This is a genomic window from Polaribacter porphyrae, assembly GCF_002954685.1.
Lineage (GTDB): Bacteria > Bacteroidota > Bacteroidia > Flavobacteriales > Flavobacteriaceae > Polaribacter > Polaribacter porphyrae.
Map to the genome: position 1 here is coordinate 2,784,413 of NZ_MSCN01000001.1, position 24,196 is coordinate 2,808,608.

The following is a 24,196-nucleotide window of genomic DNA, read 5'->3' on the forward strand; positions in this document are numbered from 1 at the left end:
CTTAAAAGGCTATTTTATTGCTTTAATCTGTTAGTTTTCTGTGAAAACTCTAGTTTTCACTTGCATACCATTCTGCAAAACTAGTTTCAGTTTCTTGAAGCTTTATTGCCTGAAGTTTTATATTCTCTGGTAAACGAGTTTTAATTTTTTTAGCAAAATCTATAACCATCATTTCAGTTGTCGGTTGATAATCTACCAATAGCACGTGATGCTCTCTATCTATTAATTCTTGTGCTAATTCTAAATGTGGTGTATTTTTGTTAAACACAGTTGCGTGGTCAAAAATATCTACAATCTCCTCATTAACAATTTTTTTTAAGTCACCAAAATCTATGACCATTCCATATTTTACATTTTTTTCATCTGAAATTGGTACTCCAGAAACAGTTACAAATAATTTATAAGAATGACCATGTAAATTTTTACATTTACCATCATAACCATATAATGCATGCCCTGCTTCAAAAGTAAACTGCTTTGTTATTCTAATTGTACTCATTAATGTCTGTTTCTAAATTTGTTGTAAAAATAGACTATTACTAAAATTATTGCTAATAATAAAAACAAATAATCACAACCTATTTTATCCTTTTAATCTATTAAGTAATTCTCTAATACATTTGCAATTTTTCTGTTATCAGACAATTGAGGAATTTTATTTTGCCCACCAAATTTTCCTATAGATTTCATGTATTCATGAAAACCTCCTTTTTTTACTTTTCTGATGATTAACGAACGTAACACTTTCCCTTCAATTAAATCGAAATAATAAATGTTTTGAGACTGCATAGAAGCATCAACTTTTTCTTCAAAATCTGCTAGGTTTTTAGGTTCGTTTTCAAATTCTATAAACCATTCATGATAAGGTAAACCACTTTTTGGATTTACTTGTGGAGCCACAGTAAACTCACTAATATTAATGTTTGTGCCTTGTATAGCATCATTTAAAGCCTTTTCTACTTCTTTACCAATAACGTGTTCGCCAAAGGCGGATATAAAATGTTTAATTCTACCAGTAACTTTAATTCTATAGGGTTTTGTTGATGTAAATTCTACAGTATCACCAATATTATAACCCCACAAACCAGCAGTTGTGTTTAAAATGATGACATAATTGACCCCAATTTTTACATCTTTTATTGATATTCTTGTAGGGTTTTCATTAAAAAATTCAATGGCAGGAATAAATTCATAGAAAATACCAGAGTTAAGCTGCAAAAGCATTCCTTTTTCTGTTTGTGAATCTTGATAAGCGATAAAGCCTTCTGAAGCAGGATACAGTTCTATATAATCAATTTTTTTACCAATTAAGCTTTCAAATTTATTTTTATAAGGTTCAAAATTTACACCACCATAAATAAAGAAGTTAAATTTAGGAAACAATTCTGAAATGGTTTTACCTGTTTTTTCAATAAGTTTTTCAAAATACATTTGCACCCAAGAAGGGATTCCGCTAATTACAGTCATATCTTCATTAATGGTTTCCTCAACAATTGCATTTACTTTAGTATCCCAATCTTCAATACAGTTGGTTTCCCAACTTGGGAGTCTATTTTTTAGTAAATATTGAGGAACGTAATGTGCAACAATACCACTTAATCGTCCTAATTTTACTCCATTTTTATCACTCAAAATTGGGCTTCCTTGTAAAAAAATCATTTTACCATCCACAAAACTAGCATCGTTTTTTTCAACTATGTAAAACAGCAATGCATTTCTGGCTGCTTTTATATGTGTTGGCATAGATTCTTTTGTAATAGGAATATATTTAGCACCAGAAGTAGTCCCAGAAGTTTTTGCAAAATAGAGCGGTTTTCCTGTCCATAAAACATCAGATTCGCCTGCTACAATTCTATCTACATAAGGTCGTAAACCTTCATAGTCTGAAACTTTAACGTGTTTTTTAAAATCATCATAATTATTGATATTTTCAAAATTATGGTCTTTACCAAAAGCTGTATTTTTTGCTTTTTTTATAAGATTTTTAAAAACTTTATCTTGAGTTTTATATGGTTTATTTGCCCATTTGTACACCTTTTTTGTGGCGATTTTGGCAAACGGAATTGCAAAAAATGATTTTAGGCTCATTATTTAAAATCAATCAAATTTGTTGGGTTTACTGCATAACCATCACTCCAAAGTTCAAAATGTAAATGCGGACCCGTAGTTAACTCTCCTGTAGAACCAACTGTAGCAATAACTTCTCCAGATTTCACCAAATCTCCTTGTTGTTTTAATAAACTACCATTATGCTTATAAACAGTTACATAGTTATACGCATGTTTTAAAATAATAACATAACCTGTTTCTGATGTCCAACCAGAAAAAATTACAGTACCATCTGCTGCTGCTTTTACAGGCTCGTTCTTTTTAGTAACAATATCAACAGCTAAATGTTTACTTCTTGGATCAAACTCTTGAGAAATAGTACCTTTTAAAGGTGCAAAAAATACTATTTTAATTTTACTTTCTGCATTACTAATAATAGGGAAACGATCTTCACTTTCAATTTTTTCTCTAAATAGTGAATCTGCTTTTGTTGCGTTTAGTAAACTATCATTTATTACAATTTTACCAGCTTCTAATTCTAGAGAATCTATTCTATCTGGCTCAATTTCTCCTGTTAAAATGGGCTGTAACCCTTTTGTAAAATTGTGTAAAATATCTAACTTTCTTTTTAATGAGTCTGTTTGAAAAGCAAGTTTTGCAGCTTTTATTTTAAGATTAGTAGAAGAATAACCTGGAATATATTCTTTTATTGGTGTAAAAGTGATGATAAAAGTAGTTATTAAAATCAACAAAAAGGAAAGTACGCCACCTAAAACAAACACGTTTAAACGAGATAGTTTTAAAGAAAATCGTTCCTCAAAAGTATCTTCATTTAGAACAACCAACCTGTATTTATCTGTTAGTTTTTGTTTTAACTTTCTTTTTTCTTTTTTGTTGTCTTCCAAAAAAACCTATTTTATGCCTTAATTATAACGTAAAAATAAAGAAACTATTTTTTATAGAAATTCATTTCATCTATATATTGCCAAACTTCTTTAGTAAGCATGGGCTGTATGTTTTTACCTTCTCTTATTCCTTTTCTGATCGAGGTTGATGAAATTTGCACAATAGGAGCATCAACTTTGTGAATTTTTGGGTTGTTTTTAAATTGATGTTCTACAACTCCTTCAGCAATTCTTGGATATACATAAATGTGATGATGCTCTAAAATTGTTTCATAATTTTTCCATTTATGAAAGCTTTTTAAATTGTCTTCTCCCATAATTAAACAAAACTCTTTATCTGAATATTTATCTGAAATATGAGCTAAAGTATGTACTGTATAATTGGGTTGAGGTAACTTAAACTCAATGTCTGATGGTTTAATTTTGGGGTAATTTTCAGTAGCTCTGTAAACCAATTCAAAACGATGATGGTTTTCTAATAATGAACTTTTCTTTTTAAAGGGGTTATGAGGGGTTACCACCATCCAAATTTCATCTAAATCTGAATTTTCAACCATATAATTTGCTATGATTAAATGCCCAACGTGAACTGGGTTGAATGTGCCAAAATATAAACCGATTTTACTCATCTTTTAAAAAGATATTAGAAAAAAAGAGTAAAGAAAAGAGACTTCTTTCTCATCTCTATTTTTTCTTTCTTCTTTTCTCTCTATTTTATTTTCTTTCTTCTTTCTTTTAACTCCAAAAAATCACTTACCAATTCTTCAGCTTCTTTTAAAGCAACCTCTAAATCGTAATTTTTAATAATTTTATCAAATTGAGGTGCAGTTGCTAATTCTACAGATGCTTTTGCAATACGCATATTAATCTTATCTTCATTTTCAGTAGAACGTTTTTTTAGTCTTATTTTTAGCTCATCAACACTTGGTGGTTTTACAAAAACAGCTAATGTCTCTTCTGGAAATTTCTTTTTTATTCGAAGACCACCAACAACATCAATATCAAAAATCACATGCTTTTTTTGTGCCCAAATACGCTCAACTTCAGTTTTTAAAGTACCGTAAAAATTATCTCTATATACTTCTTCCCACTCCAAAAACTTATCACCTTTAATATTATTTTTAAATTCTTTTAGAGAAATAAAATAATAGTCTTCACCATCTTTTTCTTTACCTCTTGGAGCTCTGGAAGTAGCAGAAATTGAAAATGCTAAATTAAGTTTTTCTTGATTTAGTAAATGACGTACAATGGTTGTTTTACCTGATCCTGATGGAGCAGAAAATACAAATAGTTTTCCTTTGAAATCAGACATTTATAAAACGTTTAAAATTTGTTCTTTAATTTGTTCTAATTCATTTTTCATTTGAATTACTGCTTTTTGAATGGGTGTAAAATTTGCTTTAGAACCTGTGGTATTAATTTCTCTACCCATTTCTTGCACAATAAACCCTAGTTTTTTACCATTCGAATCTGGAGTAGCTAATGTTTCTAAAAAGTACTCTAAATGATTTTCTAAACGTACTTTTTCTTCGTTAATATCTAATTTTTCTAGATAGTAAATCAATTCTTGTTCAAAACGGTTTTCATCAACATCTACTTGCAAATCAGCAATAGCTTTTTGCAAACGTAATTTAACGTGTTCTATTCTATCAGAATCTAAAGATATTACCTCTTCTAAAAACTTTTTAATGTTTTTGATTCGCTCTTTAAAATCAACTTCTAGCGATTTTGCTTCGTCTGTTCTATAAGCAACGATTTCTTGTATAGCAATATCTATAGATGCATCAATTGTATTCCACTCTTCTTCATCTAGTTCTTCACGTTCAGTTTTAAGAGCATCTGGCATAGTAACCGCCATTTTTAGTAATTCAACATCATCTTCTGAACCTATAAAAAGAGTATTTCTTAATTGTTCTACATAGTTTTTAACTACTGTTTTATTTACAGTTGTAGAGGTTTCATCAGCAGTCATTTCTATATAAATAGAAAAATCTACCTTGCCTCTTACCAAGGATTTTGCGAGTTTTTTTCTAACAGATAGTTCTTTTTCTTTGTAATAAGAAGGAATACGAACATTTAGATCTAAATTTTTACTGTTTAAAGACTTTATTTCTATGGTTACCTTTTTAGTTGGTAATTGTAGAACAGATTTTCCATAACCAGTCATGGATTGAATCATACAAACTTTTTTAAATGAGCCACAAAGATAAGTTTTATTTGATTGATTTATCAACCTGTTTAGTAACTAAATACACTCCTAAAAAGATGATTATTGTAGCAAAAATTTTAATTGAATTTAAAGAATCGCTACCTGTAATTAATGCATAAATAGAGGCTATTACTGGTTGTAGATATATAAAAACTCCTACTGTTGTTGGCTTTAATTTTGATAGTCCAAATAAATTAAAAAGGTAGGTAACACAAGTGGTAAATACGATTACAAACCCTACTTTTAAATAAATATTAGTGGGCATTGAAGTCCAGTTAATCTCATTAAACTCAAAAATACCAAAAGGCAAAATAAAAAATAAAGCAATTAAAGCTAAAGTTCTTGTTTTCATACTATCTTTAAGAAAAGGGGAAAGTTGGTGTTTTTTAGAAATAAGCACAAAAAAGAGTTTCAAAAAAATATTTGAAACTCTCTTATTTTGGTTGATTGACTTTTAGTTGATTTACTCTAATTAAGCTTATCAATTAAAATTTTTAATTTTTAAATATACAAATTTTACAGTATTGATTACATTTATGACAAAATTTTACAATGCAAGTACATCATCTAGGAGAAGAAAACTCTATTTTAAATAAATTTATTTCAGAAATAAGAGATGCGAAAATTCAGAAAGACTCCATGCGATTTCGTAGAAATATTGAAAGGATAGGAGAAGTTTTAGGTTATGAATTGAGTAAAAAACTATCTTACTCTTCTGTTTATGTAGAAACTCCTCTTGGTAAAAAGAAAGTAAACTTATCTTACAATGATGTTGTTTTGTGTTCTATCTTAAGAGCTGGCTTACCTCTACATCAAGGTTTATTAAATTATTTTGATGATGCAGAAAATGCATTTATCTCTGCATACAGACATCACCCAAATAATGATGAAACTTTTGAAATTGTGGTAGAATATTTTGCAGCACCAGAAATTAAAAATAAAACATTACTGCTAGCAGATCCAATGCTAGCTACTGGGCAATCTTTAGTTGCAGTTTATGAAGCTATTAAAAAATATGGCAACCCAAAAGAAATACATATTATTGCTGTAATTGGTGCAAAAGATGGTATTGATTTTATTAAAGATAAATTTCCTAAAAACACACATTTATGGATTGCTGCTATAGATAATACTTTAAATAAAAAGGGTTATATAGTGCCTGGTTTAGGTGATGCTGGTGATTTGGCTTTTGGTGAAAAATTATAGAAAAAAACTAAAATAAATACTCACTACTAAAAACAAGTATAAAATAATATTTCTTAATAGTTTTTTTTTAATCATTTCCATACCGTTTGCTATAATAATTGAAGCTGGAAATAATATAAAAATCATAAAATAGCCTGTTTTATTATCTGTGAATAATAAAATTAGTATTGCTAATACAAAATTTGTGATTATTAAAATCCAGTTTTTTCTAAAAGTGTTATTAATTGTGAACGTTTTTATAGATTTTATAGATATAGCTAAAAGACTAATAGCTAAAATAAAATTAAAGAACCAATTGTATTTTTCTTGTAAAAAAAACGGAGCATCTAAATGGACTGAAAAAACCATTTTATTTAATAAGGTTTCAGTATTATCAAACCAAAACAAATACGTAAAATAAATAATGACAGGTGTTAAAAAACCTATGATAGGTGCAAAAAGTGTATGAAATGTAATTTTTTGATGAAGATAAATACCTAAATATATTAGTGGTAAAAAAATAATTGTTTCTGGCTCCAAAATAAAAAGAATACCAAACCAAAATCCACAATCAAAAAGTTTTTGCAAAACATTCTTTTGACTTCTTAAACTATATATTTTTCTTAAAAAAAGTATATAAATTAAAAAAATTGACAGTTTTTTTACATCGAATAAATCTCTTAAAAGGCAAATAACGAAGAGTGTAAAAACAAAATAGCCATAAGAATTATCTAATGTTAATTTATTTTTAGTTCTAATAAAATTATAAAAGAAAAAGGAACTCAAAAGTAGAAGTAAAAAAAGAAGAACTTCTGTGAATGCAGAAACTACAAATATTTCTTTAAAAAAGGTAAAATAAGTAACAATACAAAAATTAATACCAAAGAAAATGAGAAGTCCAATAAAAATTATAGGTTTAGATTTATCTAAAAAATTGGCTAACATTATTTCTTTTATTATTTTTGTAGTGTAAAGATAATTAAGTTATGATAGCAAGCAATATTTTTAGATGGATAGGTAGTTTATTTACTGATGTTTTATTCTTACCTTTTAAATGGTTACGCTTACAAATTGCAACCGCAGATTTTGGGTGGTGGACTTCGAATATTGTAAATTGGTTATTTTTAGTAGTACTTTTAGTTTTATTTGCATATTGGATGAAAGAATCTAAAAAGTTTTTAGACGAAGGTACAGAAGATAGAGCTTAATAACCCTTACTGAATTGGGAAGTAAAAATAAATTAAAACGTTTTCAGGAAAATGAAACGTTTGCAAATGTCATTCAGCCTACAAGAGATGAAGTTGTAAACAACTTTTCTTACAAAGGAAAATGGCATTCTTTTTTTGGTAATACCAACCCAATTATTGTTGAGCTTGGTTGTGGAAAAGGAGAATATACAGTTGCTTTAGCACAAAAAAATCCTAATAGAAATTATATAGGTATTGATATTAAAGGAGCTCGTTTTTGGAGAGGTGCTAAAACTGCTACAGAAGAAAACCTAACTAATGTTGCTTTTATAAGAACACAAATAGAGTTAGTAGATTTTATTTTTGCTTCGAAAGAAGTATCTCAAATTTGGATAACCTTTCCAGATCCTCAAATAAAATACAAACGCACCAAACATAGAATGACGAATACTCATTTTCTTAAAAAATATGCATCTATCTTATGTGATAATGGCGTTGTAAATCTAAAAACTGATTCAGAATTTATGCATGGTTACACTTTGGGTTTACTGCATGGTGAAGGCCATGAAATACTCTATGCCAATCATAATGTATATCATAACCATGGTGCTTCAGAAGAAGTAACGAGTATTCAAACTTTCTATGAAAAACAATATCTGCAAAAAAATAAACCTATAACTTATATTAAGTTTAAGCTAAATACAAAGTAGTTTATATAACTTACTAGACAGTAGAAAAAACCTAAAGCAAAATTGCATTTAGGTTTTTTAGGGGTAAAAAACTAATAGTATTAGATAGATCTCTCTAAATCTAATAAATCGTTAGTAGAACTTATATAACTTCTGTATATAGATTCGTACTTTAATAGGTTGCTTAAACTAAAAGGAGCTTTTGTATTTGTTTTTAAGAACTCGTCTCCATTAGATAATACAATAGACTTATAGTTATCTATATTATCATGTTCGTAAACAGATACTGCACCTGAATAATTTAATACCTGTAAATTTTCACTAGCTAATAGGTTTTTTTTGCCTGAAGCTTTTTCTACAATATAGACCTTTGCATTAATTGTACTAGCTCCTCTTATTTTCTTTATGATATCTGTATCTACATAAAAAAGATAATCCGAAGACCTACTATCAAATTGTAATTTTGAAAGTGATTCAGTTACATTTACTTTGCTTAAATCTAAAGTTGTGTTTGTTTTTTTATTTTCTACTTTTGAAAATGAGAAAATACCAATGAGGATTACAGCTAATGCTGTAAAGTTTTTAAGGGGTTTCATACTAGGGGTAATATTTTAGGGTTAATATTATGCAACAAATGTAGAGCATTTTATACTACAAGTCAAGTTTATATGTAAAAAATTAACTTTTAATTAATACAATTACAATATAAAAACCTGTTTTTCAATGTTTTATATTTTGTTGATTTCTTTTAAAAACTTTTCATTTTTATCTAAAAAAGTAATTTTAGCCTAATTTTTAGAGATCAAAAAAGAATTTTTTAGCTTCAATTTTGTGATAAATCTCTAATTTTAAAGTTATATTTGTACTAATATGTTATCACACTTTTTACTTTTTAATATTGGTGCTCCAGAAATTTTGGTAATACTAATTATAGTAGTTATGGTTTTTGGTGCTGATAAAATACCAGATGTTGCTCGTGGTTTAGGAAAAGGAATGCGTCAAATTAAAGACGCTACTAACGATATTAAGAAAGAGATTAATGAAAGTGCTAAAGAAAATAATTTAGACAACGAGGTATCTAAAGACATTAAAAAAGAATTAAACAAAGTAAAAGATGATATAGATGATTTTACTGGTCCCATCAAAAGACAATTCTAAACTACTTTACAACTCTACTAATTGTTAATCCATCTCTTATGGGAAGTAAAACTGTTTCAACCCTATCATCTGAATTTAATAACCTGTTGTATTCTATCAACACTTTAGTATCCTCATCTTTAGAGTTTAGTTTTTCAACAACTTTACCACTCCATAATACATTGTCAGATAAAATAATTCCTCCAAGATTCATTTTATGAATAATTAAATGAAAATAATTAATATAATTTGATTTATCTGCATCTATAAAAACCAAATCAAATTTACTTGTTAATGTTGGTATTATTTTGGTTGCATCACCTACTAACTGAATTATTCTCTCTCTATAACCTGATTTTTCAAAATACTTATTTTGCAATGTTTCTAGTTCTTCATTTTTATCAATTGTGATGATTTGTCCTTCTGTATGAAGCCCTTCTGCGAGGCTTAAAGCAGAATACCCTGTATAAGTACCTATTTCTAAAATTTTTTTTGGTTGATGTAATTTCGAAATCATAGATAAAACTCTACCTTGATATGCACCACTCAACATTCTTGGGTTTAAAACCTTTTGCCAAGTTTCTTTACTCAACTCTTGTAATATTCTGGGCTCTTTTTGAGAATGTTCTAGTACATAATTATCAATGTTTTCTGGCAAAAAATCCATAGTAAATCTTTATTTTTTATATGTATAGATTGATGCCAAAAATACAAAAAACGGAATCTATATTTCTATAAATCCCGTTTCAATCTAACAAAAAATCAAAAATTGTGACTTTTACACCACAAAACTTTTATACTTTAAAACTATTTAGTTTTTCTTTTAATACTTCTTTATCAGTATCTGATAAACAGTGTTTTAATTCTTTACAGCTTTTTGCATGCCCTTTGTAAATCTTTGTTAAGGTCATGTTTTGCTTGGTATATTTAAAACAAATCTTGCAACGTATAAAATGAATATTTAATTTTATCTTTTCTAGTAAGGTAGCTTCTCCATATTGATTTTTATCACATATAGTAGTAGCTTCATCACATGTTATTTTTAATTTTTTAAACATCTTCTAATTGTTAAACCAGTTATCTTCCATACACTTTCTTAATTGTGTTCTAGCTCTGTGGATAATAACCCATAAATTTGACGATGTAATATCTAACTCCTTACAAATTTCTTCAGTTTCAAATTCTTGAATGGTTTTCATTCGAAAAACCATAGCATATTTTTCTGGCAAATTGTCAATACATATTTCTATTTGACTTCTTAATTCTTCGTTTTCTATATTTTTTTCAGAAGCATTGTCCCAACTTTGAGGCACTCTTTCTTCAAGCCAATTTCCTTCGTTTTCACCATCTGTATAAAAATTCATTCTAACTTCAGCTTGCCCTTTTTTAGAGTTTATTTTTCTATAATGATCTATAACTTTTCTTTTTAAAATAGATATTAACCAAGTTCTCTCTGTAGATTTGCCTTGAAAGTTTTTTGCTGATTTTAAACCTGCAAAAAAAGTTTCTTGTACTAAATCTTTTGCTAAATCACTATTATTAACTCTAGCTACAGCATAATTAAAAAGATAATCTGCATAACTATCAATCCATTTATCTGGGTTTAACAAAGTTTTATTTTGAGTCATTTTTACTTACGAAAAATCAAATATAATGCTAATTTTTCTTTTTTAAAGCATCGCAATTTTCTCTTCTTCTCATATCAACTAAATAAATGATTTCCCATTTTCCATTATTATTAAATAACTGAAATGAGTTTGCTCCACAATGACTAAAATTACCATTCAAATAGAATTCATAAGGCGTCCAAACTGACGCTAAATTACCATCAACTTTAATATCATAAGAAAGTAATTTTTCCTGATACATATTTTCAGGTTTTTTAGTAGCTACTCCTGTTAATAATTTACTTTTGGTATTGGTTTTTAAATATTTTTCTCCTTTTTTATTGGTGTATGTTGTTTGTATTTTAATATTATTGTGCAAGGTACTTTTCATTAATGTGCTATCTCCTTTGTGGAGTCCTTCAAAAAATACTTCTATAACTTTTTTTATTGCTTTTTCTTCATTTTTTTCTTGCCCAACAATACCTAAAGAGAAGACACAGGCAGTTATAAATAAGATTATTTTTGGCATAATTGATTGATTTTATGATGATAAAACTAACTAAAAAATAAAACTAATCTTATCTATCTTTTAAGATTAACGAAATATTAACTCGTTTTTGATTTGCTTTTATTTCTTACTTTTACCAAAGTCTAAAAATCAAAAATATGTCTGTAGCAAAAAAACAGTACAAAAGAATTACCGTAAAATCTTTAGTAGAAATGAAAGCAAATGGAGAAAAAATTTCCATGTTAACTGCTTACGATTATACTATGGCTAAAATATTAGACAGTGCTGGTTTAGATGTTCTGCTTGTTGGTGATTCAGCATCGAATGTAATGGCTGGTCATGAAACTACTTTGCCTATTACTTTAGATCAGATGATTTATCATGCAAGTTCTGTAGTTAGAGCAATTGAGCGTTGTTTGGTTGTAGTAGATTTGCCTTTTGGTAGTTATCAATCTGACCCAAAAGAAGCATTGCGTTCTGCCATAAGAATTATGAAAGAGAGTGGAGGACATTCTATAAAATTAGAAGGTGGAAAAGAAGTTAAAGAGTCTATCAAACGAATTTTAAATGCAGGAATTCCTGTAATGGGTCATTTAGGATTAACTCCACAATCCATTTATAAATTCGGTACATATACAGTTAGAGCCAAAGAAGAGGAAGAAGCTGAAAAGTTAATGGAAGACGCTTTAATGTTAGAAAGAATTGGTTGTTTTGCTATTGTTTTAGAAAAAGTACCTGCTAAATTAGCTCAAAAAGTAGCAGAAGCATTAACAATTCCTATCATCGGAATTGGAGCAGGAAATGGTGTTGATGGACAAGTTTTAGTTACCCATGATATGGTTGGAATGACGCATGAATTTCACCCTCGTTTTTTACGTAGATATTTAGATTTATATGCAGATATGACTGGTGCTTTTAAAAGTTATGTTGATGATGTAAAGTCTGGAGATTTCCCTAGTGATAAAGAGCAGTATTAGTTCAGATTTCTTGATTATTGGATTTTTAGACAATTAAATTATGCATAGATTTAAAGATTTAAAATTTTGGCAATTAAGTAGAACATTTTGCAAGGATGTTTATAAGATAACGAATAAATTTCCTGAATCTGAAAAATTTGGATTAGTATCTCAATTAAGAAGAGCAAGTGTATCTATTCCTTCAAATATAGCTGAAGGAGCTTCAAGAAAATCTAACAAAGATTTTAATCGTTTTTTAATGATTTCTCTTGGTTCTTGCTATGAAATTGAAACCCAATTGTTACTTTCTTTTGATTTAGAGTTAATTAATAAACTAGAGTTAGAAAAACTAAATAACACTCTACATCAAATTATTAAAATGATGTCAAGATTCAGCTCCTCTCTAACAATCTAACAATCTATTTTGAAAATACTCCACCTAAATACAAATCACGAATTACTTATTAATCAACTTAACGATTTAGGTTTCCAAAATGACGAAGATTATAGCTCATCAAAAGAACAGGTCGAAGCTAAAATTCATTTGTATGATGGTTTTATCATTAGAAGTCGTTTTAAAATTGATAAACATTTTTTAGACAAAGCTACAAACCTTAAATTTATTGGAAGAGTTGGTGCTGGTTTAGAAAATATAGATTGTGAGTATGCAGCATCAAAAAATATCGAATTAATTGCAGCTCCTGAAGGCAATAGAAATGCTGTTGGTGAGCATTCTTTAGGAATGTTGTTATCGCTTTTCAACAAACTGAACAAAGCTGATAAAGAAGTTAGCAATGGAAAATGGTTGCGTGAAGAAAACAGAGGAATTGAACTCGATGGAAAAACAGTCGGTTTAATTGGTTATGGAAATATGGGAAAATCTTTCGCAAAAAAACTACGAGGTTTTGATGTTGACGTTCTATGTTATGATATAAAATCTAGTGTCGGAGATGAAAATTGCAAACAAGTTTCTCTGCAAGAATTGCAGGAAAAAGCAGACGTTTTGAGTTTACATACACCACAAACTGAACTTACAAAAAAAATGATAAATGCTGATTTTATCAATAACTTCAAAAAGAGTTTTTGGTTGATAAATACTGCACGTGGAACATCAATTGTAACTAAAGATTTAGTTGATTCCCTAAAAACAGGTAAAATTTTAGGTGCTGGTTTAGATGTTTTAGAATATGAAAAATCATCTTTTGAAAATCTTTTTTCTGATGGCAAAATGCCTAAAGCTTTCCAGTATTTAATTGATGCAGAAAATGTTATTTTATCACCTCATGTTGCTGGTTGGACTATAGAAAGTAAAGAAAAGTTAGCACAAACTATTGTAAACAAAATCAAAGAAAAATTTTGCTAAATTGCTGCAATGAAAAAAACAGTTCTTGTTTTTAGTTTACTAATTCTAGCAATTTTATTGCTTTTTCAGTTGAGTAAGTATGCTTTAGTTTCTAATAATTTACAGACAGAAATTGTTATTGCTGTAATAGCGATTGTTTTCTTTTTTGTGGGGATTTTCATCCATAAAAAGAGTCTACAAAAGCCAGGTTTATTGCCAATTGAAATAGATTACAAAAAAATTGAATCACTTGAAATTAGCAAAAGAGAGTATGAAGTTTTACAAAAAATAGCAGAAGGTTTGTCTAACAGAGAAATTGCTGATACCTTGTTTTTGTCTGAAAGTACCATAAAAACACACGTTTCTAATCTTCTCGTAAAATTGAATGCAAAAAGAAGAACAGAAGCTGTTCAGATTGCAAAATCTTTCCAAATCATTTAAAATTAGTACATTTAAGTATTAAATATCCATTTTGGTACTTTAGTATGACTGATGTTTTTTACCCATTTTCTAATTTCGATGAAATAATTTAAATTTTTACAGAAATGAAAAGTACAGTTTTAAAATTTGGTTCTTATGGTTTAATTGTTGGGTTTGTTATATTTTCTATTCATCTGTTTTTTGGAATAGATAATTTAGATTACTCAACCAATGAAATATTAGGTTATGTTTCTATATTTCTATCACTCTCTTTTATTTTCTTTGGGATAAAACATTATAGAGATAAAGAAAATAATGGTTTTATATCATTTGGAAAAGCAATTCAAATAGGGCTTTTAATTGCAGTTTTAGTTGGGCTAGGAATTGCAGTTGCAGATTTTGTTTATACAAAATTTATAAATCCCTCTTTTTTTGTAAATTATGAACAAAAATTAATAGACCAAGGTAAAGAGCATGAAATTGTAAAAATGACAAGCACAACAGCAGCATTATTTATGCTAGTTTTAGTAACAATACTAGGGTTTATAATTTCTTTAATTTCTGGAATCATCTTACAACGTAAAAAATAAAATTTATGCAGTACAAAGCTAATTCGCCTGAAGAATACATAAATCAAGTTCCTGAAGAACGTAAGGAAACCCTAAATAAGTTAAGAAAAACCATCAAAGATAATTTACCAGAAGGCTTTGAAGAAGGAATGCAATACAGCTTTATTAGCTATTTTGTGCCTCATTCTGTTTATCCAGATGGTTATCATTGTAACCCTAAAGAACCTTTGCCTTTTATGAGTTTTGCTTCGCAAAAAAATTCTGTAAACTTTTATCATTCAGGTATTTACGCAAACCAAGAGCTACACAATTGGTTTGTTTCTGAATATCCAAAATACTGTAAACGAAAACTAGATATGGGTAAAAGCTGTATCCGTTTTAAAAAACTAGAAGAAATACCTTACGAATTAATTGCTGAATTAGTTAGAAAAGTGTCTGTAAATGAATGGATTAACACTTATGAAACAGTCTTAAAAAAGAAATAAAATGAAAAAAAGAGTTACAGGAATTGGTGGTTTGTTTTTTAAGAGTGATGACCCAAAAGCATCAAAAGACTGGTATAAAAAACATTTAGGCTTTAATACTGATGATTGGGGATGTACTTTTTGGTGGAAAGACAAAGACGGAAATGATTGCTCTACACAATGGAGTCCTTTTGCAAAAAAAACAGATTATTTTGAGCCTTCTAAAAAAGACTTTATGTTTAATTATAGAGTTGAAAACCTAGTTGAATTGTTAACAGAATTAAAAAAAGAAGGAGTTACTATTGTTGGTGAAATGCAAGAGTTTGAATATGGTAAATTTGGCTGGATTTTAGACAATGAAGGTAATAAAATTGAATTATGGGAGCCAATAGATAGTGCCTTTAAATAATACAATTATGGAAAACAGAAATAATAAAAAAGGAAAAAAGATATTATCGATAGTGTAAAAGAAAAAACTACTGAATTTGTTGATGATACAAAAGATGCTTTAGATTTTGTAAAGAAAAGGTTGATGAGGCACTTTCCGATGAAAATCTAGAAAGAGTAAAACAGAAAACGGAGGAGTTTTCTAATAAAGCTAAAGAAAAAGCAAATGAATTTACCACTGAAGCCAAAAGTACTTTTGATGAAGTAAAAGAAAATGCCAGCGAATTTGCTAGTGAAACTGCAGAACATCTTGCTGATTTAGCAGAAAATGCAAAACATGAAATTAAGGAAGTTAAAGAAAAGTCTAAAAGTTTTTTTCAACGTTTGTTTAATAAATAATTACTAAAAAATGAAATTATTATCTAATTACCCTACAGAAGTTTTAGTACTCCTTTTTTTAATTGTAACATTCTTACAATCTGGAATTGACAAACTGATAGACTGGAAAGGAAATGTATCGTTTATCTCTGATCATTTTAAAAACTCTCCTTTAAAAAATAGTGTACCTCTTTTACTCGGCATCATTTTAGTTTTAGAGATTGTTGCTGGGTTTTTAATGTTGTTTGGTGTTTATCAATTATACACATCTGGAGTAAAGGAAATAGCTTTATTAGGAACAGAGCTTTGTGCAGTTGTTTTAATTTTTTTATTAATCGGACAACGTTTGGCAAAAGATTATGCAGGAGCAATGAGTTTAGCTGTCTATTTTATAATTACGCTTTGGGGCGTTTACTTACTAAATAGCTAAAAACTATCATATTTTTAGTTTTTAATAACTAATACTTATAGTTAAAAGGTCTAAAATTTGCTTTTTAAGCTCTTTTCTTTTTTTGATAATGTATTTCTATATTGACATGATAAAAACTAAAAATACACTTTCTAAAATCGTTTTTTATGTCTTTTGAAGCACATAAATTAAAGAAGAATACTCCTTTGTTGATTTTGCATTCATATTGGATTGAAAACCTCTAAAAAAAGCAGCAAGAGGTTTCATTTTTCCTGATTTATACTTCTCACTTAATAAAGAAACATAATAAGCATCAAATTTCATTGGGAGTGTTTTTTCAACATTCATATTTACTTCTGCAAATAATTTAGAAATTGAAGTTTGAGAAAAATGCCACAAATGTCTTGGCACATCAAAAGCTGCCCAAAACTTACCATAATAAATTGCATCATCACTTTTATAATTAGGTACAGCAATAATTAATTTTCCAGTATCAGATAGTAAATTATTTAAAGTTGGTATGTATTCTTGTAAGTTTTCTACGTGTTCTAAAACGTGCCAAAGTGTAATGACGTCAAATTTTTGATTTGCAATTTTTGATAAATCTTCTTGCAAAATAATTCCTTTTCTTGCTGCAATATTTCTTGCTCCAGCATCTGGTTCTGTTCCAAAAACATTCCAAGAATTGTTTTTACATACTTTTAAAAAATCTCCTGTTCCTGCTCCAACATCTAAAATGTTTTTTGAATCGGTGTTAAAAGAATTGATTAGTTTTAATTTTCTTTTTAAAGTGATGTTTTTTACAGTTTGATATACTTTATCAAACAATGATTTTTTAGAATCTGTATGTGAAATATAAGCTGAACTTTTATAATAATCAGCTAAATTTTTTGGAACTGGAACTGTTACCAACATATCAAATTCATTATTAAACATCACTTGATACTCTTCACCTGAAACTGTATAATCTTTACACTTTAAATAAGGTTCTAAATTTTTATAAAAGCCGATTTTTTTTGACATAAATATTAAATTGTTCCACGAGGAACATCATAAGTTTATCTACCCATATAAACCAACAAAACAGAAATATCACTTGGAGAAACACCACTAATTCTACTGGCTTGTGAAATTGAAGTTGGTTGAATTTTACTTAACTTTTCTCTTGCTTCATAAGATAAAGATTTTACTTTTTGATAATTAAAAGCTGATGGAATTTTTACATTTTCCAATCTGTTTAACTTATCAGCATTACTCTTTTCTTTAGCTATATAACCCGAATATTTAAGGTGTATTTCTGCTTGTTCAATAATCTCTTTATCGATATTATTTTCCTCAATAAATTCACTTAATTTTTTAATGGTTGCAAAATCTTCAAAACTTAATTGTGGTCTTGCAGCAATTTTAAACAGCTTCATAGATTGATTTACCAAAGCCAAATTCTTCCCTTCTAAAACAGGATTTATCTCATCTTGTTTAACACTAGTTTTTTCTAAAAACTGAATCAACAAATCTGTTTTTCTTTGCTTTTCTAAAACACAATCCATTCTTTCTTGAGAAGCCAAACCAAGTTTAAAAGCTTTTTCAGTTAACCTTAAATCTGCATTATCTTGCCTTAATAAAGTTCTGTATTCTGCTCTAGAGGTAAACATTCTATAAGGTTCTTCTGTACCTTTTGTGATTAAATCATCTATTAAAACACCTATATAAGCTTCATTTCTTTTTAAAATAAAAGGTTCTTTTTCTTGAACTTTTAAAGCAGCATTTACACCAGCCATTAAACCTTGAGCTCCTGCTTCTTCATATCCTGTTGTTCCATTAATTTGACCTGCAAAAAACAAGTTTTCTATCAACTTTGTTTCTAAAGAATGTGTCAATTGTGTTGGTGGAAAATAATCGTACTCGATTGCATAACCATATCTAAAAAACTTTACGTTTTCAAAACCTTCTATAGCTCTTATGGCTTTATCTTGAATATCTTCTGGAAGCGATGTAGAAAACCCATTTACATACATTTCACAAGTTGTCCAACCTTCTGGTTCAACAAAAATTTGATGTCTTTCTTTGGTTGCAAAACGATCAACTTTGTCTTCTACTGATGGGCAATATCTTGGTCCTGTAGATTTAATTCTACCATTAAACATTGGAGACCTATCAAAACCTTCACGTAGCAAATTATGTACTTTTTGATTTGTATACGTCAACCAACAAGAACGTTGTTTTGTTAAGTTTTTTGTAATAGGTAAATAAGAGAATTTCTCTGTGTTTTCATCTCCTGGTTGTTCTGTCATTTTAGAATAATCCAAAGATCTTCCATCCACTCTTGGAGGTGTTCCTGTTTTCATTCTTCCAGCCTCAAAACCTTTCGCAACTAAATCTTCAGTAATTCCTTTGGAAGCTCCTTCACCTGCTCTACCACCTCCAAAACTTTTATCACCTATATGAATCAGTCCATTTAAAAAAGTACCAGCTGTGATTACAACAGTTTTTGCTTTTACAGATAAACCTAGAGCTGTTTTTACACCAATAATTTTATTTTCATCAAACAATAAACCAGTAACAGAATCTTGATAAAAATCTAAATTTTCAGTTTGCTCTAACATTATTCTCCAACATTCAGCAAATTGCATTCTGTCAGACTGTGCTCTTGGACTCCACATTGCAGGCCCTTTAGATTTGTTCAGCATTTTAAACTGAATTGCTGTCTTATCAGTTACAATTCCACTATAACCTCCTAATGCATCAATTTCTCTTATTATTTGTCCTTTTGCAATTCCACCCATTGCAGGATTACAACTCATTTGTGCAATGTTTTGCAAATTCATTGTAATCAATAAAGTGTGTACACCCATATTTGCTGCTGCTGCTGCTGCCTCACTTCCTGCATGACCTCCACCTACTACAATTACATCATATGTTGTTGAAAATAAACTCATTATATTATAGTTCCACGTGAAACTTTTATCTTATTTATTTAATTATCAATTAGTTAAAATTAATAAAGCTTCGTTTTCCGCATTTCTCATTGCTAGTTTTTCATCATCAGTTTTATCTTTTAAACCCATATAATGTAAAACTCCATGAATCATTACTCTATGCAACTCTTCTTCAAAAGAAACCTTAAAATCTTTAGCATTGTCTCCTACTCTTTCCACAGAAATAAAAATATCTCCATTTAATAATTTTCCCAGAGAATTATCAAAACTGATAATATCAGTTAATGTATCATGTTGTAAAAATTCAACATTTAATTTATGTAAATAGGCGTCATCACAAAAAATATAATTGATTTCTCCAACTTCAAAACCTTTTTTTGTTGCTACTTTTTCAATCCAAATCTCTGAAGATTTTTCTTCTTTTAGAGCAAATTCAGTTTCGTAATTAAACGTTATCATTGATTATTTCTTTTGATCAGAAAAGTACGCTCTGACCTTCTTTTTATAATTTTGCTGCAAAGGTAAGGATTGTCTGTTTAATATCTCTATTTGATTGTAAAACTGCTTTTTGAATTGTATTGCTTTTGCTTTATTACGTTGTTGTTCTTTTTGATTAGAGGTTGACTTTCGTTTTTTATCCTTTCCTTGTTCTAAAGCAGCTTTTTCTAACTTTAATAATTCGTAATTTAAGTTTTGCATTTTTTGAAATGTAGCTCCATTAAACCCTTTTTCAAGAATTTCATTCTCTAACTCTTCCATTGTTTTTAATGCTTTTTTAGCATTTCCATTTCCTCCAGGTTTTCCGTTTTCACTTTCTTTTATGGCATTTTGTAACTGTTGCCTTAATTGACTTTGTTGTTTGAAAATTTCATACAATTCGCCATCTAAATCATCATTAGAGTTCCCTTCTCCTTCTCCATTATTTTTGCCATTTTCTCCAGATTTACTTCCTTTGCCATCTTTACCACTGTTTCCTTTCTCTCCTTTTTCTCCTGATTTTCCTTGTGAATCTGGTTTGTTCCCTTCTTTTCCTTGTCCTGGTTTTTGACCTTTCTTCATACCATCTTTCATCTTTTTAGATAAACCTTCCTGCTTTTTAATCAAATCTGGTAAACTAAAACCTTGGCTTTTTCCTTTCTTTCCTTTTCCCATACTCATAGACATACTATTTTTCATATTGTTTAAAATATTACTCAAATAATCTGCTAAATTGTTGGTTGCAGTCATTACATAACGTTGATTCGAAATTCCGTTATTAAATCTATTTTCAGAAAAATTATATAAAGATTGATCTAAATTATAATGAGCAGTAGATAAATCATCTTGAATTTTTGATGATATTTTTGGAACACGCATTGCCAAAACATACAAACTATCATCTATGTGTTCAAAGTAGGTTTTAATCTGATTTTGCTTTTTTAAGTCCTTTCCAAAATCTGGATGTGTGGTTGATGTTTCAGAGAATTTATTCATCAACTGTTCTTGTTGGAAAGAGAAAATAACCAAGTTTTCGAGAATTTTACGCAAGTCTTCCATATTTTCTTCCATAGACTCTCCTTGCATATCCATCATCGATTTTTGCATTTTCGCACTCATTTCTTTCATCTTTTTTGATGATTTTTGTTGACTGTTTTTTGCTTCTTTTTGGTTTTGATTTTCTAAACTTTCTTCTGATTTGTTTAGTTCTTTATCTATATCTTCTTTTTCATCTTCAACATCTGGCAATTCCATTGGTTCTTTTAACTGCTCATTATCTTTATCTAGTTCTTCTAACTCTTTTTTGATGTCATCAAACTCCTTTTTAATTTCTTTTTGCGCTTCTAAAGTATTTTCTTCACTCTTTTCTAAATCTGCTTGTTTTTTTGATAATTCATCAATTTTATTGGCAATTTGCATCGTTTTTTGCTCTACATAAAAACGTTTTACCATTTCTAAAGTTTTCTCTAAACTACGCTGTTGCTGTTTGTTTTGTTGTGCTAATTCTTTGGCTTTTTTCACTAAATCTTCTTTGTTTAGTTTATCTGCCATTTTCTGGATTTCATCCAACAATTTTTGCTGTTTTTCTAACTTTTTAAGCTCCTTAATGCGTTCTTTTAAATCTTCTTTTTTCTCTTGAAGTGATTTGTCTTTCTCTTCTTTTTCATCTAAATTTTCTTGCAATTTATCAGTTTGTCTTTGCATCATTTTTTTGTATTGTTCTTGACGCTTTATAAAACTTTCTACCTTCTTTTTATCATTCCAATTGATGCTCTTCTTATTCTGTAAATCTTGCTGAATATTCTCTAACTGCTCTTGTTGCTTTTTTTGTTTTTGGATGGAATTTTCTAAATCATTAATTGTATTTCTTTGTTCTTTTAGTAACTCCTCTTCTACTTCATCTTCAGTTTTTTGTCTGTAATTAAAAACTTTACTTTTTGCACTTTTATTTCCATTAACTCCATCATTATCAAATACTTGAAAATATATTTCGTAATTAGTTCCTTTTTTTAGATTCAATCCATCAGGAAATTGATAGAAAAAGGTTTGAATATTTTGCTTACTTATTTGAATATCAAAACGTTGCTTTTGTTCTGGCTGATCTTCATCATAATATACCAATTGTAACTTTCGTAATCCATAATCATCAGAAATTTGACCTGCAAATTGTGCTGTTCCACGTGAAATGCTATCAATATTTGAACTCACAGAAATTAATGGATATTCATCTTTTACAACATCCACAGAAAACTGTAAATTCTCATAATCTTGTAGATTTTCATTTGATGACGAAATCTGATAATTCAATGCTTTTCTAATTCGTTTTTTATATTCAAAAGTATTAGTATCAATATTTGTAAAATTTTCTCTTTTATTGGTATTGATAAATGAAACAGTATCAGTTTGAGTAGTTTTTACATTCCAAGTAATATTTGTGCCTTCAGGAACTGTTAAATTTCCAGAATTCTGAATCTTCTCATTCTTTCTTCTTAAATATCTTGGATATTTTAACTCCAAAGAAATGTTATTGATAGTTGGTGTGCCAATTACATCAATTTGATAATCTTGAGACTGAACACCATTTGCTTCTACATAAAAATTGATTGGTTTTTGAACATCAGAAAATGTGTATGAAAAAGAAGCATTTCCATTATTTTGAAGATAATATTGTTGGTTGTCAAAAATGATTTTAGCTTCATTTGGAATCACTTCTCCAACTGTTTTTAATGTAATTGTAATTGGTTTTCCTTGAATAACTTGTAAACTTGTATTCTCTAAAGAAAATGCAAAAGGTGCAGGAGGATTATAAGCAGTTCTATGATTTACAACACGTTCTAAACTTTGAGTAAGTGAGCCATTACTAACTGTAAATAAACTAATTACATAAATTAAAATAGGCACAATTGCATATTTTAAGTACTTCTTGTTTTGTTTAAAATCTATTGCTTTTACAAAAGGAATGGGTTGTAATGCTGCTGATTTTTGGTTGATACTTGCCAAAATTAAATCAGATTGGCTTGCATTTTCTTTTAGTTGCAAAACATTCAAGAGTTTATCTTCTACTTCTGGAAAATGATTTCCTATAATTTTTGATGACTCTTCTAGTGAAATTCCTTTTCTGAATCCTATCAACTTAAAAATAGGGATTGCTATGAATTTTATCAACAGAAAAACCTCAACAGCAATAAATAACCAAAATAAAATAGTTCTTGCAGTAGGTTTCAACCATAAAAAATACTCTAAAAATAAGGTAAAAAAGAAATACAGAAACCCTAATGAAAAGAATAAAATGGTACCTTTTATAAGCTCATTTGTATAATATTTTCTTGTAAACTGATGTAATTTTTGCTCTATGTTTTTAAACTCGCTCATAATCAACAAATAAAAATACAGCTTTTGAGAATATCATCAATAAAATAATTGTTAAATCGATTTGTAAGTATTTATAAAATACAACTACTAACGTTTTATAAATATCAAAAAAATGAAAAATTTTACCAAACTTCTATTTTTATCACTATCAATAAGTGTATTTTCTCAAAGCCCTTGGACACAAAAAAAAGGGAAAGCATATACACAGCTTTCGTTTACAACTATTCCTAATTACGATGCAATTTTTAGTGATACAGATCAAAATCTTTTTGGAACTTATTCCGATAATACCCTACAAATTTTTGGTGAATATGGTTTGTCTGATAAAACTTCTTTATTGGTAAACCTTCCTTTAAAATTAATTTCTGTTAGCGATTTTGAAGACCCTAGAATTGATTGTTCAGGAGATTGTGGAAAAGATTATAATACAAATGCTTTGGGAAATATCTCTTTAGGCTTAAAGCACAATTTTTACAATAAAAACTGGGTGCTTTCTGGGCAGTTTTCTATAGAAGCAAATACAAGTTCTTTAGATGCAGTTTCAGGAATTAGAACGGGTTATGATGCTTGGTCTTTTACGCCACTTTTTTTAGCTGGTAGAGGATTTGGAAAAACATATATTCAAGGTTTTGTTGGTGCAGATATTAGAACCAATGATTACAGCTCTAACTTTAAAATTGGTGGTGAAATTGGTAGAAAACTTGGTAAAAAAATCTGGTTAATAGGTTTTTTAGATATTTCAAAATCTCTTGAAAATGGTAATGTGGCTTTACCTGTTCAACAAAACATAACAAGTTTATACGTAAACGATCAAGAATATGGTTCTTTTGGTTTTAAAGGAATAGGAGAATTTACAGATAATTTTGGAATTACAGCTGGTTTTGGTGGTGCTTTTTTTGGGAATAATGTCGCTAAGCAAGCAGCTTTAACATTTGGGGTTTATCGTAAGTTTTAATTTTATCTAACATATTAATGCTATTGTAAAAGCCTTTTTTAAAGGCTTTTTTTTA

General features: G+C 28.6%; 30 protein-coding genes. 13 read left to right on the plus strand and 17 right to left on the minus strand.

Annotation, left to right across the window (positions count from 1 at the left end; genetic code table 11):
• Positions 1-49: 49 nt before the first annotated feature.
• From BTO18_RS12460 to BTO18_RS12490, 7 genes are all read right to left on the minus strand, one after another.
• The gene (locus tag BTO18_RS12460) at positions 50-499 is read right to left on the minus strand and encodes a 6-pyruvoyl trahydropterin synthase family protein (RefSeq protein WP_105016532.1); all 450 of its coding nucleotides are present in this window, start codon (positions 497-499) and stop codon (positions 50-52) included.
• Between the two features lie 92 nt (positions 500-591).
• A complete protein-coding gene (locus BTO18_RS12465; RefSeq protein WP_105016533.1) occupies positions 592-2,088 on the minus strand; it encodes a GH3 auxin-responsive promoter family protein in 1,497 nt (498 codons plus the stop codon).
• Positions 2,088-2,954 carry a M23 family metallopeptidase gene (locus BTO18_RS12470; RefSeq protein ID WP_105016534.1) on the minus strand — a complete coding sequence of 289 codons (867 nt, stop codon included), beginning with the start codon at positions 2,952-2,954 and terminating at the stop codon, positions 2,088-2,090. The genes BTO18_RS12465 and BTO18_RS12470 overlap by 1 nt, the downstream gene beginning before the upstream one ends.
• A 44-nt stretch (positions 2,955-2,998) precedes the next feature.
• The gene (gene nadD / locus BTO18_RS12475) at positions 2,999-3,583 is read right to left on the minus strand and encodes a nicotinate (nicotinamide) nucleotide adenylyltransferase (RefSeq protein ID WP_105016535.1); all 585 of its coding nucleotides are present in this window, start codon (positions 3,581-3,583) and stop codon (positions 2,999-3,001) included.
• A gap of 80 nt (positions 3,584-3,663) precedes the next feature.
• Entirely contained in the window at positions 3,664-4,266 is a 603-nt protein-coding gene (gene gmk, locus BTO18_RS12480) for a guanylate kinase (protein ID WP_105016536.1), read from the minus strand.
• Positions 4,267-5,133, minus strand: a complete 867-nt coding sequence (locus tag BTO18_RS12485) for a YicC/YloC family endoribonuclease (protein ID WP_226789036.1) — start codon at positions 5,131-5,133, stop codon at positions 4,267-4,269.
• Positions 5,134-5,167: 34 nt separating this feature from the next.
• Positions 5,168-5,515 carry an EamA family transporter gene (locus tag BTO18_RS12490; RefSeq protein ID WP_105016538.1) on the minus strand — a complete coding sequence of 116 codons (348 nt, stop codon included), beginning with the start codon at positions 5,513-5,515 and terminating at the stop codon, positions 5,168-5,170.
• Positions 5,516-5,715: 200 nt separating this feature from the next.
• Here BTO18_RS12490 and upp point away from each other — a divergent pair, with 200 nt between their 5' ends.
• Positions 5,716-6,369 carry a uracil phosphoribosyltransferase gene (gene upp, locus BTO18_RS12495; protein ID WP_105016539.1) on the plus strand — a complete coding sequence of 218 codons (654 nt, stop codon included), beginning with the start codon at positions 5,716-5,718 and terminating at the stop codon, positions 6,367-6,369.
• On the opposite strand, the gene BTO18_RS12500 is transcribed toward upp, so the two are convergent.
• Positions 6,364-7,293, minus strand: coding sequence for a DUF6427 family protein (locus tag BTO18_RS12500; protein WP_105016540.1), 930 nt, complete (start codon positions 7,291-7,293; stop codon positions 6,364-6,366). The genes upp and BTO18_RS12500 overlap by 6 nt on opposite strands.
• Positions 7,294-7,334: 41 nt before the next feature.
• Here BTO18_RS12500 and BTO18_RS12505 point away from each other — a divergent pair, with 41 nt between their 5' ends.
• Together BTO18_RS12505 and trmB are read left to right on the plus strand one after the other, a co-directional pair.
• The gene (locus BTO18_RS12505; RefSeq protein WP_105016541.1) at positions 7,335-7,556 is read left to right on the plus strand and encodes a DUF6341 family protein; all 222 of its coding nucleotides are present in this window, start codon (positions 7,335-7,337) and stop codon (positions 7,554-7,556) included.
• A 14-nt stretch (positions 7,557-7,570) separates the two neighbouring features.
• A complete protein-coding gene (trmB, locus tag BTO18_RS12510; RefSeq protein ID WP_105016542.1) occupies positions 7,571-8,245 on the plus strand; it encodes a tRNA (guanosine(46)-N7)-methyltransferase TrmB in 675 nt (224 codons plus the stop codon).
• Between the two features lie 80 nt (positions 8,246-8,325).
• Here trmB and BTO18_RS12515 read toward each other — a convergent pair whose 3' ends face one another.
• Entirely contained in the window at positions 8,326-8,820 is a 495-nt protein-coding gene (locus BTO18_RS12515; RefSeq protein WP_105016543.1) for a hypothetical protein, read from the minus strand.
• 274 nt (positions 8,821-9,094) lie between these two features.
• On the opposite strand from BTO18_RS12515, the gene BTO18_RS12520 reads away from it, so the two are divergent.
• Complete coding sequence (locus BTO18_RS12520; protein ID WP_105016544.1) at positions 9,095-9,382, plus strand: Sec-independent protein translocase subunit TatA/TatB; 288 nt, start codon at positions 9,095-9,097, stop codon at positions 9,380-9,382.
• Position 9,383: 1 nt separating this feature from the next.
• On the opposite strand, the gene BTO18_RS12525 is transcribed toward BTO18_RS12520, so the two are convergent.
• From BTO18_RS12525 to BTO18_RS12540, 4 genes are all read right to left on the minus strand, one after another.
• Complete coding sequence (locus BTO18_RS12525; RefSeq protein WP_105016545.1) at positions 9,384-10,028, minus strand: O-methyltransferase; 645 nt, start codon at positions 10,026-10,028, stop codon at positions 9,384-9,386.
• A gap of 127 nt (positions 10,029-10,155) precedes the next feature.
• Complete coding sequence (locus BTO18_RS12530; RefSeq protein ID WP_105016546.1) at positions 10,156-10,419, minus strand: hypothetical protein; 264 nt, start codon at positions 10,417-10,419, stop codon at positions 10,156-10,158.
• Positions 10,420-10,422: 3 nt separating this feature from the next.
• On the minus strand, positions 10,423-10,989 hold the full coding sequence (locus BTO18_RS12535) for a sigma-70 family RNA polymerase sigma factor (protein WP_105016547.1): 567 nt from the start codon (positions 10,987-10,989) through the stop codon (positions 10,423-10,425).
• A 28-nt stretch (positions 10,990-11,017) separates the two neighbouring features.
• Positions 11,018-11,497, minus strand: a complete 480-nt coding sequence (locus tag BTO18_RS12540; RefSeq protein ID WP_105016548.1) for a nuclear transport factor 2 family protein — start codon at positions 11,495-11,497, stop codon at positions 11,018-11,020.
• Between the two features lie 137 nt (positions 11,498-11,634).
• On the opposite strand from BTO18_RS12540, the gene panB reads away from it, so the two are divergent.
• From panB to BTO18_RS12580, 8 genes are all read left to right on the plus strand, one after another.
• Entirely contained in the window at positions 11,635-12,453 is an 819-nt protein-coding gene (gene panB / locus BTO18_RS12545; protein ID WP_105016549.1) for a 3-methyl-2-oxobutanoate hydroxymethyltransferase, read from the plus strand.
• Between the two features lie 40 nt (positions 12,454-12,493).
• Positions 12,494-12,847: a four helix bundle protein gene (locus BTO18_RS12550; RefSeq protein WP_105016550.1), complete on the plus strand. Its 354-nt coding sequence runs from the start codon at positions 12,494-12,496 to the stop codon at positions 12,845-12,847.
• Positions 12,848-12,856: 9 nt separating this feature from the next.
• Entirely contained in the window at positions 12,857-13,795 is a 939-nt protein-coding gene (locus BTO18_RS12555) for a 2-hydroxyacid dehydrogenase (protein WP_105016551.1), read from the plus strand.
• A 9-nt stretch (positions 13,796-13,804) separates the two neighbouring features.
• A complete protein-coding gene (locus BTO18_RS18145) occupies positions 13,805-14,215 on the plus strand; it encodes a response regulator transcription factor (protein ID WP_105016552.1) in 411 nt (136 codons plus the stop codon).
• A 104-nt stretch (positions 14,216-14,319) separates the two neighbouring features.
• Positions 14,320-14,784, plus strand: coding sequence for a DUF4199 domain-containing protein (locus BTO18_RS12565; protein ID WP_105016553.1), 465 nt, complete (start codon positions 14,320-14,322; stop codon positions 14,782-14,784).
• A gap of 5 nt (positions 14,785-14,789) precedes the next feature.
• Positions 14,790-15,248 (plus strand): DUF1801 domain-containing protein, encoded by a 459-nt coding sequence (locus BTO18_RS12570; RefSeq protein WP_105016554.1) that lies wholly within the window; start codon positions 14,790-14,792, stop codon positions 15,246-15,248.
• Between the two features lies 1 nt (position 15,249).
• Entirely contained in the window at positions 15,250-15,636 is a 387-nt protein-coding gene (locus BTO18_RS12575) for a VOC family protein (protein WP_105016555.1), read from the plus strand.
• Between the two features lie 387 nt (positions 15,637-16,023).
• Positions 16,024-16,422 (plus strand): DoxX family protein, encoded by a 399-nt coding sequence (locus BTO18_RS12580; protein ID WP_105016556.1) that lies wholly within the window; start codon positions 16,024-16,026, stop codon positions 16,420-16,422.
• A 144-nt stretch (positions 16,423-16,566) separates the two neighbouring features.
• Here the strand turns inward: BTO18_RS12580 and BTO18_RS12585 are convergent, their stop codons facing one another.
• From BTO18_RS12585 to BTO18_RS12600, 4 genes are read right to left on the minus strand one after another with little or no spacing between them, the layout of a single operon-like run.
• Positions 16,567-17,424, minus strand: a complete 858-nt coding sequence (locus BTO18_RS12585; RefSeq protein ID WP_105016557.1) for a class I SAM-dependent methyltransferase — start codon at positions 17,422-17,424, stop codon at positions 16,567-16,569.
• 35 nt (positions 17,425-17,459) lie between these two features.
• Positions 17,460-19,337: a tRNA uridine-5-carboxymethylaminomethyl(34) synthesis enzyme MnmG gene (gene mnmG / locus BTO18_RS12590; protein WP_105016558.1), complete on the minus strand. Its 1,878-nt coding sequence runs from the start codon at positions 19,335-19,337 to the stop codon at positions 17,460-17,462.
• 45 nt (positions 19,338-19,382) lie between these two features.
• The gene (gene ybeY / locus BTO18_RS12595) at positions 19,383-19,796 is read right to left on the minus strand and encodes an rRNA maturation RNase YbeY (protein WP_105016559.1); all 414 of its coding nucleotides are present in this window, start codon (positions 19,794-19,796) and stop codon (positions 19,383-19,385) included.
• 3 nt (positions 19,797-19,799) lie between these two features.
• Positions 19,800-23,186: a DUF4175 family protein gene (locus BTO18_RS12600; protein ID WP_105016560.1), complete on the minus strand. Its 3,387-nt coding sequence runs from the start codon at positions 23,184-23,186 to the stop codon at positions 19,800-19,802.
• Positions 23,187-23,298: 112 nt separating this feature from the next.
• On the opposite strand from BTO18_RS12600, the gene BTO18_RS12605 reads away from it, so the two are divergent.
• Positions 23,299-24,141 carry a hypothetical protein gene (locus BTO18_RS12605; RefSeq protein ID WP_105016561.1) on the plus strand — a complete coding sequence of 281 codons (843 nt, stop codon included), beginning with the start codon at positions 23,299-23,301 and terminating at the stop codon, positions 24,139-24,141.
• The last annotated feature ends 55 nt before the right edge of the window (positions 24,142-24,196 follow it).

Bases quoted from the DNA above. Each gene is read 5' to 3' on its own strand.
- BTO18_RS12580 (WP_105016556.1), top strand. From the start codon at position 16,024: ATGAAATTATTATCTAATTACCCTACAGAAGTTTTAGTACTCCTTTTT.
- BTO18_RS18145 (WP_105016552.1), top strand. From the start codon at position 13,805: ATGAAAAAAACAGTTCTTGTTTTTAGTTTACTAATTCTAGCAATTTTA.
- BTO18_RS12575 (WP_105016555.1), top strand. From the start codon at position 15,250: ATGAAAAAAAGAGTTACAGGAATTGGTGGTTTGTTTTTTAAGAGTGAT.
- upp (WP_105016539.1), top strand. From the start codon at position 5,716: ATGCAAGTACATCATCTAGGAGAAGAAAACTCTATTTTAAATAAATTT.
- BTO18_RS12570 (WP_105016554.1), top strand. From the start codon at position 14,790: ATGCAGTACAAAGCTAATTCGCCTGAAGAATACATAAATCAAGTTCCT.
- BTO18_RS12550 (WP_105016550.1), top strand. From the start codon at position 12,494: ATGCATAGATTTAAAGATTTAAAATTTTGGCAATTAAGTAGAACATTT.
- mnmG (WP_105016558.1), bottom strand. From the start codon at position 19,337: ATGAGTTTATTTTCAACAACATATGATGTAATTGTAGTAGGTGGAGGT.
- BTO18_RS12500 (WP_105016540.1), bottom strand. From the start codon at position 7,293: ATGTTAGCCAATTTTTTAGATAAATCTAAACCTATAATTTTTATTGGA.
- BTO18_RS12585 (WP_105016557.1), bottom strand. From the start codon at position 17,424: ATGTCAAAAAAAATCGGCTTTTATAAAAATTTAGAACCTTATTTAAAG.
- BTO18_RS12535 (WP_105016547.1), bottom strand. From the start codon at position 10,989: ATGACTCAAAATAAAACTTTGTTAAACCCAGATAAATGGATTGATAGT.
- BTO18_RS12605 (WP_105016561.1), top strand. From the start codon at position 23,299: ATGAAAAATTTTACCAAACTTCTATTTTTATCACTATCAATAAGTGTA.
- BTO18_RS12485 (WP_226789036.1), bottom strand. From the start codon at position 5,133: ATGATTCAATCCATGACTGGTTATGGAAAATCTGTTCTACAATTACCA.
- nadD (WP_105016535.1), bottom strand. From the start codon at position 3,583: ATGAGTAAAATCGGTTTATATTTTGGCACATTCAACCCAGTTCACGTT.
- BTO18_RS12600 (WP_105016560.1), bottom strand. From the start codon at position 23,186: ATGAGCGAGTTTAAAAACATAGAGCAAAAATTACATCAGTTTACAAGA.
- gmk (WP_105016536.1), bottom strand. From the start codon at position 4,266: ATGTCTGATTTCAAAGGAAAACTATTTGTATTTTCTGCTCCATCAGGA.
- BTO18_RS12505 (WP_105016541.1), top strand. From the start codon at position 7,335: ATGATAGCAAGCAATATTTTTAGATGGATAGGTAGTTTATTTACTGAT.
- BTO18_RS12565 (WP_105016553.1), top strand. From the start codon at position 14,320: ATGAAAAGTACAGTTTTAAAATTTGGTTCTTATGGTTTAATTGTTGGG.
- BTO18_RS12465 (WP_105016533.1), bottom strand. From the start codon at position 2,088: ATGAGCCTAAAATCATTTTTTGCAATTCCGTTTGCCAAAATCGCCACA.
- BTO18_RS12540 (WP_105016548.1), bottom strand. From the start codon at position 11,497: ATGCCAAAAATAATCTTATTTATAACTGCCTGTGTCTTCTCTTTAGGT.
- BTO18_RS12460 (WP_105016532.1), bottom strand. From the start codon at position 499: ATGAGTACAATTAGAATAACAAAGCAGTTTACTTTTGAAGCAGGGCAT.
- panB (WP_105016549.1), top strand. From the start codon at position 11,635: ATGTCTGTAGCAAAAAAACAGTACAAAAGAATTACCGTAAAATCTTTA.
- BTO18_RS12525 (WP_105016545.1), bottom strand. From the start codon at position 10,028: ATGGATTTTTTGCCAGAAAACATTGATAATTATGTACTAGAACATTCT.
- BTO18_RS12490 (WP_105016538.1), bottom strand. From the start codon at position 5,515: ATGAAAACAAGAACTTTAGCTTTAATTGCTTTATTTTTTATTTTGCCT.
- ybeY (WP_105016559.1), bottom strand. From the start codon at position 19,796: ATGATAACGTTTAATTACGAAACTGAATTTGCTCTAAAAGAAGAAAAA.
- BTO18_RS12520 (WP_105016544.1), top strand. From the start codon at position 9,095: ATGTTATCACACTTTTTACTTTTTAATATTGGTGCTCCAGAAATTTTG.
- BTO18_RS12530 (WP_105016546.1), bottom strand. From the start codon at position 10,419: ATGTTTAAAAAATTAAAAATAACATGTGATGAAGCTACTACTATATGT.
- BTO18_RS12515 (WP_105016543.1), bottom strand. From the start codon at position 8,820: ATGAAACCCCTTAAAAACTTTACAGCATTAGCTGTAATCCTCATTGGT.